The sequence below is a fragment of the Erythrobacter sp. S158 genome (assembly GCF_057364915.1).
This window is the reverse complement of the sequence record NZ_CP200279.1, coordinates 2,912,949-2,925,769: the sequence shown is the minus strand read 5'-3', so window position 1 is coordinate 2,925,769 and position 12,821 is coordinate 2,912,949. Positions and strand designations below refer to the sequence as shown.

At 58.6% G+C, this 12,821-nt stretch carries 16 protein-coding genes; 8 read left to right on the top strand and 8 right to left on the bottom strand.

Going from position 1 to position 12,821, the window contains the following annotated elements; all coding sequences use genetic code 11:
• Nucleotides 1-17 precede the first annotated feature (17 nt).
• The 6 genes from dnaQ (at nt 18) to AC0V6T_RS14330 (ending at nt 3,614) form a co-directional block, all read left to right on the top strand.
• Complete coding sequence (gene dnaQ / locus AC0V6T_RS14355) at nt 18-722, top strand: DNA polymerase III subunit epsilon (protein WP_486127959.1); 705 nt, start codon at nt 18-20, stop codon at nt 720-722.
• A gap of 27 nt (nt 723-749) precedes the next feature.
• On the top strand, nt 750-1,313 hold the full coding sequence (hpf, locus tag AC0V6T_RS14350) for a ribosome hibernation-promoting factor, HPF/YfiA family (RefSeq protein WP_007165734.1): 564 nt from the start codon (nt 750-752) through the stop codon (nt 1,311-1,313).
• A gap of 164 nt (nt 1,314-1,477) precedes the next feature.
• Nucleotides 1,478-1,939: a PTS sugar transporter subunit IIA gene (locus AC0V6T_RS14345; protein WP_486128621.1), complete on the top strand. Its 462-nt coding sequence runs from the start codon at nt 1,478-1,480 to the stop codon at nt 1,937-1,939.
• A complete protein-coding gene (locus AC0V6T_RS14340) occupies nt 1,929-2,396 on the top strand; it encodes a PaaI family thioesterase (RefSeq protein WP_486127956.1) in 468 nt (155 codons plus the stop codon). Before AC0V6T_RS14345 ends, AC0V6T_RS14340 begins: the two co-directional genes overlap by 11 nt.
• 16 nt (nt 2,397-2,412) lie before the next feature.
• Nucleotides 2,413-2,748 carry a DUF1491 family protein gene (locus tag AC0V6T_RS14335; protein WP_007165737.1) on the top strand — a complete coding sequence of 112 codons (336 nt, stop codon included), beginning with the start codon at nt 2,413-2,415 and terminating at the stop codon, nt 2,746-2,748.
• 317 nt (nt 2,749-3,065) lie between these two features.
• On the top strand, nt 3,066-3,614 hold the full coding sequence (locus AC0V6T_RS14330; protein WP_486127954.1) for a cell wall hydrolase: 549 nt from the start codon (nt 3,066-3,068) through the stop codon (nt 3,612-3,614).
• Between the two features lie 63 nt (nt 3,615-3,677).
• On the opposite strand, the gene xth is transcribed toward AC0V6T_RS14330, so the two are convergent.
• The 3 genes from xth to AC0V6T_RS14315 are packed head-to-tail and all read right to left on the bottom strand — an operon-like array spanning nt 3,678 to nt 5,344.
• Nucleotides 3,678-4,484: an exodeoxyribonuclease III gene (gene xth, locus AC0V6T_RS14325; RefSeq protein ID WP_486127952.1), complete on the bottom strand. Its 807-nt coding sequence runs from the start codon at nt 4,482-4,484 to the stop codon at nt 3,678-3,680.
• Between the two features lie 49 nt (nt 4,485-4,533).
• The gene (gene erpA, locus AC0V6T_RS14320) at nt 4,534-4,863 is read right to left on the bottom strand and encodes an iron-sulfur cluster insertion protein ErpA (protein ID WP_486127950.1); all 330 of its coding nucleotides are present in this window, start codon (nt 4,861-4,863) and stop codon (nt 4,534-4,536) included.
• Nucleotides 4,864-4,912: 49 nt separating this feature from the next.
• Nucleotides 4,913-5,344 carry a CBS domain-containing protein gene (locus AC0V6T_RS14315; protein ID WP_486127948.1) on the bottom strand — a complete coding sequence of 144 codons (432 nt, stop codon included), beginning with the start codon at nt 5,342-5,344 and terminating at the stop codon, nt 4,913-4,915.
• Between the two features lie 149 nt (nt 5,345-5,493).
• On the opposite strand from AC0V6T_RS14315, the gene AC0V6T_RS14310 reads away from it, so the two are divergent.
• Nucleotides 5,494-5,808 (top strand): hypothetical protein, encoded by a 315-nt coding sequence (locus tag AC0V6T_RS14310; RefSeq protein WP_007165742.1) that lies wholly within the window; start codon nt 5,494-5,496, stop codon nt 5,806-5,808.
• Here AC0V6T_RS14310 and AC0V6T_RS14305 read toward each other — a convergent pair.
• Genes AC0V6T_RS14305 through AC0V6T_RS14285 form a run of 5 tightly spaced genes read right to left on the bottom strand, consistent with a single transcriptional unit; the run spans nt 5,805 to nt 11,029 of the window.
• Nucleotides 5,805-6,218 (bottom strand): (2Fe-2S) ferredoxin domain-containing protein, encoded by a 414-nt coding sequence (locus AC0V6T_RS14305; RefSeq protein WP_486127946.1) that lies wholly within the window; start codon nt 6,216-6,218, stop codon nt 5,805-5,807. The two genes, AC0V6T_RS14310 and AC0V6T_RS14305, sit on opposite strands and share 4 nt — an antisense overlap.
• The gene (locus AC0V6T_RS14300) at nt 6,215-8,380 is read right to left on the bottom strand and encodes a dipeptidyl-peptidase 5 (RefSeq protein ID WP_486127944.1); all 2,166 of its coding nucleotides are present in this window, start codon (nt 8,378-8,380) and stop codon (nt 6,215-6,217) included. The genes AC0V6T_RS14305 and AC0V6T_RS14300 overlap by 4 nt, the downstream gene beginning before the upstream one ends.
• Before the next feature lie 56 nt (nt 8,381-8,436).
• On the bottom strand, nt 8,437-8,907 hold the full coding sequence (locus AC0V6T_RS14295) for a DUF2497 domain-containing protein (RefSeq protein ID WP_486127942.1): 471 nt from the start codon (nt 8,905-8,907) through the stop codon (nt 8,437-8,439).
• A gap of 50 nt (nt 8,908-8,957) precedes the next feature.
• Nucleotides 8,958-10,433: a TolC family outer membrane protein gene (locus AC0V6T_RS14290; RefSeq protein ID WP_486127940.1), complete on the bottom strand. Its 1,476-nt coding sequence runs from the start codon at nt 10,431-10,433 to the stop codon at nt 8,958-8,960.
• The gene (locus AC0V6T_RS14285) at nt 10,430-11,029 is read right to left on the bottom strand and encodes a protein-L-isoaspartate O-methyltransferase family protein (RefSeq protein ID WP_486127938.1); all 600 of its coding nucleotides are present in this window, start codon (nt 11,027-11,029) and stop codon (nt 10,430-10,432) included. Before AC0V6T_RS14285 ends, AC0V6T_RS14290 begins: the two co-directional genes overlap by 4 nt.
• A gap of 237 nt (nt 11,030-11,266) precedes the next feature.
• On the opposite strand from AC0V6T_RS14285, the gene fumC reads away from it, so the two are divergent.
• The gene (gene fumC, locus AC0V6T_RS14280; protein ID WP_486128619.1) at nt 11,267-12,718 is read left to right on the top strand and encodes a class II fumarate hydratase; all 1,452 of its coding nucleotides are present in this window, start codon (nt 11,267-11,269) and stop codon (nt 12,716-12,718) included.
• The last annotated feature ends 103 nt before the right edge of the window (nt 12,719-12,821 follow it).

The following is a 12,821-nucleotide window of genomic DNA, read 5'->3' as shown; positions in this document are numbered from 1 at the left end:
GGTGAATAACGCTTCAAATGCGTGAAGTGATTTTCGACACCGAAACGACCGGCCTCGATCCGAAAACCGGGGACCGAATGGTAGAAATCGGATGCGTCGAAATGGTCGGACGGGTCGAAACCGGGCGGTCTTACCACGCTTACTACAATCCGGAACGTGATATGCCATCTGCCGCAGAAGCGGTTCATGGGCTTTCGATTTCGTTTCTCGAAACCAAGCCCAAGTTCTCTGAGACCGTTGACGAGCTGCTGGAGTTCCTCGGCGATGCACCGCTCGTGGCGCACAATGCCGGGTTCGACTTCGGCTTTCTGAATGCAGAAATGGAGCGCATTGGGCGCGAACCGATCGCGATGGAGCGGATGGTCGACACCGTAGCTATCGCTCGCAAGAAACACCCTGGCGCGAAGCTATCGCTGGATGCGCTTTGCACGCGCTACGGGATCGACCGCAGCCATCGTGTAAAGCATGGTGCACTGCTCGATGCCGAATTGCTCGCGCAGGTTTATGTCGAATTGACAGGCGGCCGACAAATCGGCCTCGAATTGGCCGCGGATACCGTCGAAGACCCACACGCTGCCGCAGAGAAGGTGGTCGAAACTGTCATCGGCAGGCGGTCGGACAAACCGTTTCGCGAACCCAGGCCGTATGCGGCGAGTGAGAGCGAATTGGCCAGGCATCGCGAATTTGTTGAGGGGATCAAGGACGCGATCTGGGCTCGATAGGACTATCCAACAGGAGGAGTGGTGACGATGGATATCCGGATTTCAGGACATCAGGTTGAAACCGGCGCAGCGCTCCAGGAGCATGCCTCGGATCGGCTGGGGGGTATCGTCGATAAGTATTTCGACCGAGCGCTTTCTTCACATGTGACCTTCGGAAAGGCACCTGCCGGAGCGTTTTCCTGCGATATCGTCACGCACGTGACGCAGGGTATGATCCTCAAATCGCAGGCCAGCGCGCACGATGCTCACCATGCGCTCGACGAAGCGGCGGCCAAGATTGAGAAACAACTGCGTCGGTATAAGAGGCGGCTCAAGGATCGCCACGAACGCGCTCTGCAGGTGCGGGCAGAAGAAGAAGCCGCCTACACGATTTTTGCTGCAGACGAAGCCGAAGAAGAGGCGCCCGCAGATGCGCCGCCCGTTATTGCAGAAACCAGCGTTGATATCCCAGAATCGAGCGTCGCCGATGCAGTCATGATGCTGGATTTGCGCGATACTCCGGCTCTCTTCTTCAAAAATGCTGGAACTGGTAGGCATAATATGGTTTATCGCCGCGCAGATGGCTCGATCGGATGGGTTGAGCCGCGTTAGGACCTCGATAACGTGAAACCGAATAGGTAATCACGAGGATTGAGAGGGAGGTCCAACCCATTGAACTTGGCAGAACGGCCGCGTCATGTGCGGTCTCGCGCCATGTTTGGAGAATGATGAGCTTTGGTCCCACGGATTGAAGTGACCGGGATTTCGTGAACACAATGGACGTGAACATCAAATTCGAGCCTGAGGCTATTGGCTTCGCTCGCCTTACAACCAGTCAGCAGGTGCTGGACCAGCTCTCGCAGCTCTACATGAAGGCTTACGGCCTAGAGTTTGCGGATATTCTTGATGGTCTCGAACAGCGTGAGTTGCTTGGCAGCACAGGTTTTGGCCGAGGCGTCGCTATCCCGCATTGCCGCAGTGCGTCGGTCAATCGTCCGACAATGGCGATCCTGAAGCTGGAGCAACCGGTCGATTTCAAGGCGGCAGATGCTGTTCCAGTGAGCCTCGCGTTCGGCCTCGTTTCTCCTGAGAACGCTGGTGCAACCCACTTACACGCGCTTGCTGCGATTTCGCGCATGGTGCGCGACGAAACGATGCTCAGCGCGCTAACGGAAGCGCCTGATCCCGATGCCCTGTTTGGCCTGTTGACCAACCAGCTTCTGCGCGATGCCGCCTGACGCAGGCCAGATGGAAGACGGCGCGAGCCAGCATTACCGCGCGCTTGAGCGACTCTATGCGTCGGCTCCGATCAATGACAAGTTTGCCTCTCGCCTCGAGATTTCGGGTGAAGGGCTCTCGCGGCTTACATTCTCGATCACAGAAGATGTCTACCACGCAGCGGGCGCTGCGCACGGGACGATTTATTTCAAGATGCTCGACGATGCCGCGTTCTATGCGGCGAACACGCTTGCTACCGATCGATTTCTCCTCACCACCAGCTTCAACCTGCATTTTACCAAGCCGGTGAGAGTGGGCGAGGTGATCGCAGAGGGTCGCTGGGTAAGCGGCAAGCGGCGGGTGTTCGTTGCCGAAAGCCGGCTGATCGACCAAGAAGGCGATGAGATCGGTCGCGGGACCGGCACTTTCATGCGCTCACGTATCGCGCTGTCGAGCCTCGACAGCTATTCGGCTTGAGGCGTGCGACCCTACAATGAGTGAAAGACTGCCCACTCACCTCGAAGTGGCGGGGCTGATACGTCTCGTCGAATCGCAGGGTGGCAGCGCCATGGTGCTAGCCAAGGGGGAGCGAGACGCAGGGACTGTCCTCATAGTAACCATGCATCGCGGGCAGGATGCCACGCTTTTCGAAAGAATGCCGCAACTCGACGGCACTCGGCCATTTATTTCAACCAAAGCACAAGATCCTGAAAAACCAATGGAATTTTCAGAGTATCTCGACCGCCGAAAAAGCCAGGACCCCGACATCTGGATTATTGAGGTGGATATCGACGGTGGAGAACGGTTCGTCGAACTTCTCCCTCGTTAACTTGACTTAGTTTCAGTTGTGACTATTTGGCCGCGAGCTTCCAGACGCGCAGGCCTTTTCGAGCGATAATTCGATCGCTTGTCTTGGCACGCAGACGGGGGGCAGCCGGCAGGCACAACCAAGACCCACCTCTCAAGACGAAAAATCGTCATGGTCCTCACCTGCGTCGGAGCTTGCTCACCGCATAAAAAGTACAACCGATGGGTCATAAGACGTACTCGTTGAGTGCGGTCGCAGTAGCAGCGGCTGCCAGTTTGAGTTTTTCCAGCGCAGATAGCGCTGTCGCATCCGCCCAGGATGCACCTGTAGTGTCCCAGATGGACGTTGCACAACCGGTCCAAGAGACCGTCGAGATCGTGCCCCAGCAGCCGGTCTTCGTTTCCGAAGAAGTCGTGCAGCCGCTCGAAGAAGCGAGTGCCGACGAAAATGCTGACTCAGAACTTCAGGCCTCTACGCTCCGCGAGCTCGTTGGCAAGGTCACCACGCCTGACAAGCTTTCCGAGCAAATGCACTGCCTTGCTGGTGCCGTCTATTTCGAATCGCGCGGTGAGCCGCTTGATGGCCAGCTGGCCGTCGCGCAAGTCGTGATCAACCGCTCCGAAGATCGCCGATGGCCGGCGAGTTATTGCGGTGTTGTCTACCAGCGAGCCCAGTTCTCGTTCGTTCGCGGTGGCCGCATGCCGCAGATCAACAAGTCTTCCAATGCATGGAAGCGTGCAAAAGCCGTCGCGAAGATCGCACATGAAGGCCTTTGGGAATCGAAAGCGTCCGACGCGGTCTACTTCCACGCCAATTACGTTCGCCCGGGCTGGAGCCGTCGCAAGACTCGGCTCGCCCAGATCGATACGCACATCTTCTATCGCTGAGCCCTGGTTCGCACTGAAAACTGGAAACCCCGCCCTCATCGGCGGGGTTTTTTGTGCATCACTTCAGAAGTTCAGCTTTGCCCAGGTCGGCGCATGATCGCTCGCCTTTTCGCGCCCGCGATGCTCTCGATCGACGCCTACGCTCACCAGTCGATCGGCAAGTTCGGGTGACAAAAGGATGTGGTCGATCCGAAAGCCATGATCGCGTTGCCATGCACCGGCTTGGTAATCCCAATAAGTCCACACCCCCCCACGCGGATTGTGGGTCCGCAGAGCGTCGGTCCAGCCGTCGGCAAGTAGCCGTGCGTACGCTGCGCGCGATTCGGGTTGCATGAGGGCATCCGAAGCCATCGCTTTCACCGAGAAGACATCGTCATCTTCGGGAATGACATTGAAATCGCCAAGCACTGCGGCGGGCACCTCGCTTTCCCAGACTTGCGCCATTCGGCCGCGGAGCTTTTCCATCCAGGCGAGCTTGTAGTCGAACTTGGGACCAGGCTGCGGATTGCCGTTCGGCAGATAAATGCAGACAATCCGGCAGGTTGAACTTTCGCGCGTAACGTCGACTTCGAGATAACGCGCCTGCTCACCCTCACCTTCCTTGGGCCCATCGATGCCGAGCCCGCGCTGGACTTCCTTTGCCGAGTAACCCGCCTTGGTATCCGCGAGGATCGCAACGCCGTTAAAGGCTTTCTGGCCATGCCAGATCGCCTGATAGCCAAGTTCCTCGAATTCGGAGGCGGGGAAGTCCTTGTCCTGGCTTTTCACTTCCTGAAGGCAAGCGACTGCGGGCCGCGTTTCCTCGAGCCATTCCTTGAGCCGCGGCAGGCGCGCCTTGATACCGTTGATGTTGTAGGTCGCGATTTTCATGGCGCTATCCATGACGGATAGTGGCGAGCGCGTCTATCGCTTGGTGAGACTAGATCCCGAAGCTCGAGCCGCAGCCACAACCGGCGGCAGCATTGGGATTGTCGACGCGGAAAGCGGCACCGCCCAGCGATTCGACAAAATCGACGACGCTGCCGTCGACGAGGTCGAGGCTGACCGGATCGACAACCAGCTTCACGCCGTCGGTTTCGCTCACCGCATCATCGCTGTCGGCACCATCGGCGAGGTCGAACTTGTACTGAAAGCCAGAACAGCCCCCTCCCTCTACCGAAAGGCGAAGGATTGCTGGCTTGGTCTGCTTTTCGGCAATCCAGGCAACGCGCTTGGCCGCGGCAGGGGTCAGTGTGAGTGTTTGGCTCATTAGTGCGATTTAGGGGCGTCAGATTGAATCACAAGTCTGTGCGGTGCTGTTAGGCGTGCTGAATATAGTCGCGCAGCGCCGCAGCCTCATGCTCGACCTCGTCAATCTTGTGTTTCACCAGATCACCGATTGAGATGAACGCGACAAGTTTGTCGTTGTCGACCACAGGGAAGTGACGGAAGCGCCGCTTCGTCATCAGCGCGAGCGCGTCATCGATCAATGTCGCGGGCTCAACCGTGACGGCGGGCGATGTCATGATGTCGCCAACGGTCATGTCGAGCGCATCATGGCCGCTTTCGGCGAGGCGATAGACAACGTCGCGCTCCGAAATGATCCCGGCGATCTTGCCGTCCCGCATGACGGGTAGGGCACCAATCCGCTTGCCGGCCAGCAGACTCACTGCCTCGGCAACAGGTGTCGTGACTTCGCAGGAGATGATGTCGGTTGCGTCCCGGTCCCCTATAATTTTGGAGATAGTCATTGGGGTACTCCTCTCTACCCCAACGAAAATGCCACCAATGCAGCCAAAAGGCGAGTCCGGCGTGGATTTAGCCCGCATTGCCTCCACTTTGCCGCTCGGTCCGTAGCTTTCGCATTGCAATATAACGACGCGAGCCGCATGTGACACCGATGGTCAAGAAATCCCCCCTCGACGACCCCGAGAACGCCGCCCATGCATGGGCGCGCTATCGCAGCATCATGAAAGTGCTACTCGGCGTGACGATTGCGACGGTTTTGCTCGCGATTGGGATTCTCTACGCATTCAACGGCATGGTGTCGGTTCACTTCTACATCGCGGTCGCATTGGGGATAAGCTTCACGATGCTGCTCGGCGGAGGCTTGATGGGTCTCGTGTTCCTGTCAAACGGAACCGGCCACGACGAATCGGTCGACAATCGGTTGCCGGGCAAAGATGAGTTCTGGTCCCCGAAGGACAACGACTAGGACGCCCCCGGAGCCTTCAGTCGGAATTCTTCGACAGGTTGCCCGCCAATGAGATGCTCATCGACAATCCGGTCAAGCACTTCTGGACGGCAAGAATGATACCAGACGCCATCAGGCCATACGACCGCGATCGGTCCGTGCGAGCAAATCTGAAGGCAATCAGCCTTCGTCCTTTGAATGCCACCGGGCCCCTTTGGGTGCCCCTGTGTCCTCTTAGGCCCCACCAGACCACGGTTCTTGAGCGTGTCTTTGAGGTGCTGCCAAGCGACTTCACCCTCTTCTCGTGAGCAGCATTTCTGCTTTTCCGAAAGCGCGCATAGGAAAATCTGTCGCTCAATGTGGTTCTCGTCGTTCGAACCGTATTTTTTGGCCAGCGCCGTTTCGGCTGCAAGCCGGTCAATCTCACTCATTCGGTATCATCTTCTTTGTTCAGCCAGCGATCGAGCCAGGCAAACACTGTCTCATGCCACTGTAACGAGTTTCTCGCGCCTAGGACCCAGTGGTTCTCGTCGGGGAACACGAGTAATTGCGAAGGAATTCCGCGCTCTTGCAAGGCGGTGAAGCTTTGAATTCCCTGAGTGTATGGAACGCGGAAATCCAGCTCGCCCGTTATGACAAGCATGGGCGTCTGCCAGTTGTCTACGTGATTGACGGGATTCCAGCGCTCATAGGTCTCGCGCGCTTCGCTGTAGGAGCCGCCGAAATCCCAGCGCGGGAACCATAATTCCTCGGTCGAATAGTAGAAGCTGCGCAAGTCGAACAGGCCATCGTGCTGGACAAGGCAATCGAAGCGTTCAGGCCAGCGCCCGGCGATCCAGTTGACCATGTATCCGCCATAACTTGCTCCCATCGCGCAGGCGCGCGAACCGTCAATCTGGGGGTCGAGTTCCAGAGCGGCAGCGAGGCCTTTCTGGAGGTCTTCCAGCGGCTTGCCGCCCCAATCGCGGTTGATCGAGTCCATGAATTCCTGCCCGTATCCGGCCGACCCATGGAAATCGACCGAGATCACAGCGTAGCCCTGGCTCGCGACCACACGGGGATTCCAGCGTGATGACCAGCCATCGCTGAAAGAGCCTTGCGGGCCGCCATGAATGTAAAGGATCGCAGGGATCGAACCTTCCTGCTGCTCCAGCCTTGTGATCTGGCCCCAGACTGTATCTCCGTTGGCGCCTGCGAAACTGAAGCGGGTGGTCACGGTCGAGGCGAACTCTCCCATCCGCGTCGTGACCGCATCGGTCAGTGGGCGCGCTTCGCTGCTCCCTACTGCAAGGTAAAGCTCATTGGGCACACCGATCGAATCGCGCGTGAAGAGCATCCTATCGCCCGGCAATGGTCGCAAACTGCCGATATGAGCTTCGTTTCCGGCGATAAGGTTGAGCTCGGTAACCTCGCCGCTCATGGGATTTATACGAAATGCCGGCGTATCCAGGACGTCTGCAGCGGTAGCCAGCAGGTATGACCCGTCTGCGCTCCAGCTGAGGCTGCCGAATGACAGGTCAGTGTTCTGTGTAAGAGCGCGGGTCTCCCCTGATTGAAGATCGCGAAGGTGCACCACCATGCGGTCTGATTCGTAGCCGGGTCGGGCCATGGCGAGATAGGCGAGCGCTGACCCATCGGGCGACGGTGCAGGTGAGGAATCATGCGCGGGATTGGCTGATGTCAGCTCGACCGGTGCGCTTCCCGACAGGTCAGACCAGTAAATGTCGAGATCGGTGGAGGTCGGCTCCTCTGCGCCCGCTCGGCGAGCGACGAAATAGACGCCCGAGCCATCCGGCGCCCAGGCAATATCTCCGCCACCGCCAAATGGCTTCGTTGGAGTATTGCCAACCAGTGCATTGTCGGCGCTGCCGCCGTCCAATGGCGTGCCGTCGCCGGCAACTTTGCCGTTCTCCAAGCTGAATACGAAGACACGGTTGAAGTGGCCCGGCCGCGTCCAGGTATCCCAGTGGCGATAGAAACCATCATTTCCATCGTAGAGCCAACCGCTGCCTGTCGCTCCTTCATTACTTTCGCATTCAAGTTGCTCGCAATCGCGATCTATCTCGGCCCAGAGCGCAATCGCATCTCCGGTCGGGGCAAGCTTGAAGCCGCCAATGTCCGTACCCTCGATATCAGCGACAAGCATGGGGCCTGTGACGTTGCCGTTTGCCTCAAGCGCAACTCTCCACACGCGAACGCGATCCTCAGCCTCTTCGTCCGTGCTATCTGCGCTCAGAAAATAGAGAAAATCGTCAGGACCAAATGCTAGACCATAACCCGAGATCCCGAGCTCGAAAGAGATCGGCTCGCTTCCCGGCTGAGTTAGATCAATAATGAAATGGCGCTGCGATCGCTTGAGAGTATCAGGATCGGTGATCGTAATCGAATAGACAGCGTATCGACCGTCGCTCGTCGCAGTGGGACCACCTAAGCGCGGCATCGTCACTAGATCGCGAGCGGACATCGGCGTCTTGCTGACGCCTTCGATAGCTTTGTGAGAAACCGACTCGCCATGATCCTCTGCAAGCAGAGGGGCTGAGCCAAACGATGCCAGAGCCGCGAAAGCGGCTCCTGTCAGAAGCTTCCATCCCATAAAGGGGAGTTAACGTGCCTCGCTGAGATATTCCAGCGAAAGTCCCGTGTGGGGAATCAGCTACGCTTGCCAGCGATCCGCGCGATTTCGGCCTGAACCATCTTCTCGACCATTCCTGGCAGGTTTTGATCGAGCCATTCGGCCAGCATCGGTCGAAGCAACTCGCGCGTCAGACCCTCCAGCGAGGTTTCGCCGGATCGAACGATCTGAGGCTTGGCGGGTGGCTCTGACAGCATGGCCAGCGCTGCAAGGTTTTCCTGCATCGCGCCGCGAACGGCCTCGGTAATGAGCGGTTCGCTTTCACCCTCGCCTTCGACCTCGACAACCTCGTCGAGTTCCATTTCCGCGAGGTCGAGAACTTCTTCCTCCGGCTCGGATTCTTCGCGCGCTTCTTCGGCCTTTGGCGTAGCGCGTGCCCGCGTCTTGATTGCGGCTTCGCGGCTGTCGCGATCCATCACTTTCTTGATCGATTCGAGAATTTCTTCAACCGATGCCCCGGTATCCGAAGCGCCACCATCATTCGCCACGACAAATCCTTCGCAAACGCGCGTTAACCATTCGAATCACTACTTTAGTGTCATTCGTCCGGATTGAGAACGGGGCCAATGAATGCGTCCGCTGCCTCTATGTCAACGGTTCTCGTCGAATTCGGGGCGGGTTCGGGATCACGATCCCAATCCCAGAAACGCCCGCGAACGCGTTCGTAGTTCACTTCGGGATCATAGAGCGGGCCGCCAGTGTCGAGGTTGAGATCGCGCGCCTCGGCTTTGCCCATGGCAGCAAGAAGCGTGAATCCGGCAACGTATGCGTTGCGCCGAGCAGTCACGAGCTGGGCGCGTGCCGAGAGCAATTCCTGCTCGGCGTTGAGAACATCGATGATCGTCCGATTGCCGATCGAGTTTTCAGCGCGCACGCCTTCAAGGCTTACCTCGGCTGCTTCTACCGCCGCGCGCGAGCTTTCGATGACTGCGTTCGACGCCTCCCAACTCGCATAGGCGGCACGGGTCTGCTGGATGATGCTGCGCTCGGTTGCGATCAATTGCTCAAGCGCTGCGCTTTCGCGCGCACCTGCCTGGCGTTGACGCGCCGCCGGAAGGCCGCCCTGGAAGATCGGGATGGTCACGCGCACGCCCGCATTGGCTGTCGTTTCCCGCTGAAGAAAGTTTGCCGAAACAGGACCGCCCAAGGTGCCGAAGAAATCGCTGTAGTCGTAATTTGCGAAGAACCCGACCGTCGGAAGGCGACCGGCACCGGCAACCTCGGTGTCGTACCCTGCCGCCTCGGCGTTTTCCTTCGCTGCGATAAGGTCAGGATTGTTCTCAATTGCAGTGACCACTGCATCTCCCACATTGTCGGGAAGTCCCGGCAGCGGGGGAGGGGCTTCAAGTCCCATCGGAGCGCGTCCGACAAGCTGGATGTAGGTTTCGCGCGCCGTCACGAGGTTTGCGTAAGCGGTCCGCAGGTCGCCTTGTGCAACAGCGAGTCGGGACTGCGCCTGCGCTACATCCGTTCGGGTGAGGTCGCCGATCTCGAACCGGTCACTCGTCGACTGAAAGGTGACTTCAAGGACCTCGACCTGGTTCGCAGCAAGCTGTGCCAGCGCCTCGGTGCGAAGGACGTCCATGTATGCAGCGACAGTCTGGCTGAAAACCGAGCTTTCGGTCCCGCGCAGATCTGCCTGACCCGCAGCTACCCGCTCCTTCGCAGCGTTGATCCCGTTGCGAATCGAGCCGCCCGAGTAGATCGGGACCTGCAACTGGCTGTTGATCCCAAGGTTGCGCTCCGGCGCCGTGAACGAGTTGCCCGACTGGCGCAGGAACTCGATATGGGTAGCGGTAACACTGACGCTGGGCAGACCAGGCCCGCGAGCAATCGGCACGCCTTCATCGGTCGCGCGCTGGTTGGCCCGCGCGGCTTCCAACGTCGGGTTCGTATTATAGACCGCGACGAGCGCATCGCGCAGCGTCTCGGCCTGCGCCGGGACTGCCGTTCCCGCCAGTGTCAGAGCGCCGATCCCGGCAGCAGTGGTCAACAGGCGGGAAGTGTGCGTCACGAAAAGGTCCAACTCTTGGGTCTGTTGAATGCGGAAAGAACAGGAATGCCGAGGTCTTCCACCACGGAAAGCGACACCTGGCCTGCAACCTTGCGGCCCGACGCGAGGCGGGTCACCTTGCGCAGCACAAGGCCGGAGACGATCAGGCCGTTTTCTTCGACCGCATCAGCGATTGCGTCCGGCAACGCCTCAATGGCACCGTCGACAAGGATCAGCGTGAACGTGCCTTCGGGAAGCTTGCCTTCAGCGGCGTCCTTTGCGGAAACGGTTTCGAGATCGGTCACCAATGGACGGATAAGATCGGTGAGATATTCTGTGCCACCTTCAACGACCAGAACGCGGTCGGAAGGCTTGGGTGCTGCCTCAAGCAGCAGCTTGCCGTAGAAGAGCGGCGATGCGAGGTGGCCGTCATCGAGCGCGATAGAGCGGTCGATATAGGCAATCGCGGCCTTGTCCTGCGGAAGATATTCCTCGCGAGCAACGCTCTGCATGCGGGCAAGGACGAATTCCTCATTCACGCCGCTGGTGCGAAGCTGGCTGTCGATCATCGCTTTGCGAGCAGCAAAGGTATCGTGCGAGATGGTCTGGTTGCTCATAACTACTCCGTTGAGCTGTATTAGTACCGCAATACAGTTCGTCAACCCTTCCTAGCCATCGGCGCTCGGACTTCCAAGATACTTGCGCCAAAATTGTGACAACGAATTAAGGCGCTCCAATTGGTCAGCTTCTCTTTGACCTCATGCACTGGGGCGGCATATGAACGCCGCAATCAAACCGGCCAAGAGACAGGGCTTGCCGGATCGACCGAAACAAGGAGGGCTTCGATGAGTGACATGACCAACGAGGGTGGGGCGAAAGTCGTCCACAACGACGGATCCATTTTTGGTGCAACGGGCGAGGTTCGCATCGAAGCCGACTCGCTAGGCGATGTGGCTTGCCCGGTGGACGCCCACTGGGGTGCCCAAAGCCAGCGCAGCCTTGCAAACTTCGCGATCGGCACTGAGACGATGCCCGCACCGCTGATCAAGGCGCTGGGTATCCAGAAGCAATCTGCGGCGAAGGCCAACATGGATCTTGGCGTCCTGGATTCGAAACTGGGCGAAGCCATCGTGCAGGCAGCGAGCGAAGTGATCGATGGAACGCTCGCCGACCAGTTCCCGCTCAGCGTCTGGCAGACCGGTTCGGGCACACAGTCGAACATGAATGCCAACGAAGTGATTGCGAGCCGCGCCAACCAGATTCTCACCGGCCAGCACGGGGGTAAGGAGCCGGTGCACCCCAATGACCACTGCAATATGGGTCAGAGCTCGAACGACACTTTCCCGACTGCGATGCATATTGCTGCGGCGAGCGAGACAATCGACACACTCATCCCGGCCCTATCGCACCTCCACGGCGCATTGGATGACAAGGCCGATGCCTTTGGCGACATCGTCAAGATTGGCCGCACGCACTTGCAGGATGCTACGCCACTGACGCTGGGTCAGGAGTTTTCGGGCTACGCGAAGCAGGTCGAATACGGCATCGCGCGTCTCAAGAGCGCGCTCCCGCGGGTTCTTGAACTCGCTCAAGGCGGCACGGCAGTCGGCACAGGCATCAATTCGAAGGCCGGATTTGCTGAAAAATTCGCCGAACATGTCGCCAATACAACCGGGCATGCCTTTGTCACCGCTCCAAACAAGTTCGAAGCGCTCGCCGCGCATGACGCTCTTGTCGAGCTCTCAGGAGCGCTCAACACCATCGCGGTGAGCCTGATGAAAATCGCTAACGATATCCGACTGCTCGGCTCTGGCCCGCGTTCGGGACTTGGTGAAATTGCGCTCCCGGCGAACGAGCCAGGCTCGTCGATCATGCCGGGCAAGGTCAATCCGACCCAGTGTGAAGCGCTGACAATGGTGTGCGCGCAGGTCATGGGCAACAACACTACAGTCAGTGTGGCCGGCTCACACGGCCATCTCGAGCTCAATGTGTTCAAGCCAGTGATGATCTACAATGTGCTGCAATCGATCCGCTTGCTCAACGATGCGTCGATCAGCTTCACGAACAATTGTGTCGTCGGAATCGAGGCGAACCGTGGCCGGATCGACCAGCTGATGAACGAAAGCCTGATGCTCGTCACCGCGCTCAATCCGCATATTGGCTACGACAATGCGGCGAAAATTGCGAAGAAGGCCCATGCAGACGGGACGACGTTGAAAGAAGCCGCGCTCGAGCTTGACCTGCTCACCGAAGAACAATTTGCTCAATGGGTGGTCCCGGCAGACATGATCAAGCCGCGCGCCTGAGTCTTGGATTACCGGGCTTTGCGGGCCTGAGATTGGTCGTTCGGCGTCGATTTCCATCGACCAAGCGATCATCCAGGCCGACGACCGGTTGGCGCTGCGGAGC

What these genes read in the sequence shown, in the direction of transcription:
- AC0V6T_RS14345 (WP_486128621.1), top strand. Translation starts at nt 1,478, where the DNA reads ATGGACGTGAACATCAAATTCGAGCCTGAGGCTATTGGCTTCGCTCGC.
- fumC (WP_486128619.1), top strand. Translation starts at nt 11,267, where the DNA reads ATGACCAACGAGGGTGGGGCGAAAGTCGTCCACAACGACGGATCCATT.
- dnaQ (WP_486127959.1), top strand. Translation starts at nt 18, where the DNA reads ATGCGTGAAGTGATTTTCGACACCGAAACGACCGGCCTCGATCCGAAA.
- erpA (WP_486127950.1), bottom strand. Translation starts at nt 4,863, where the DNA reads ATGAGCCAAACACTCACACTGACCCCTGCCGCGGCCAAGCGCGTTGCC.
- AC0V6T_RS14285 (WP_486127938.1), bottom strand. Translation starts at nt 11,029, where the DNA reads ATGAGCAACCAGACCATCTCGCACGATACCTTTGCTGCTCGCAAAGCG.
- AC0V6T_RS14310 (WP_007165742.1), top strand. Translation starts at nt 5,494, where the DNA reads ATGGTCAAGAAATCCCCCCTCGACGACCCCGAGAACGCCGCCCATGCA.
- AC0V6T_RS14335 (WP_007165737.1), top strand. Translation starts at nt 2,413, where the DNA reads ATGAGTGAAAGACTGCCCACTCACCTCGAAGTGGCGGGGCTGATACGT.
- xth (WP_486127952.1), bottom strand. Translation starts at nt 4,484, where the DNA reads ATGAAAATCGCGACCTACAACATCAACGGTATCAAGGCGCGCCTGCCG.
- AC0V6T_RS14305 (WP_486127946.1), bottom strand. Translation starts at nt 6,218, where the DNA reads ATGAGTGAGATTGACCGGCTTGCAGCCGAAACGGCGCTGGCCAAAAAA.
- AC0V6T_RS14300 (WP_486127944.1), bottom strand. Translation starts at nt 8,380, where the DNA reads ATGGGATGGAAGCTTCTGACAGGAGCCGCTTTCGCGGCTCTGGCATCG.
- AC0V6T_RS14340 (WP_486127956.1), top strand. Translation starts at nt 1,929, where the DNA reads ATGCCGCCTGACGCAGGCCAGATGGAAGACGGCGCGAGCCAGCATTAC.
- AC0V6T_RS14330 (WP_486127954.1), top strand. Translation starts at nt 3,066, where the DNA reads ATGGACGTTGCACAACCGGTCCAAGAGACCGTCGAGATCGTGCCCCAG.
- AC0V6T_RS14315 (WP_486127948.1), bottom strand. Translation starts at nt 5,344, where the DNA reads ATGACTATCTCCAAAATTATAGGGGACCGGGACGCAACCGACATCATC.
- hpf (WP_007165734.1), top strand. Translation starts at nt 750, where the DNA reads ATGGATATCCGGATTTCAGGACATCAGGTTGAAACCGGCGCAGCGCTC.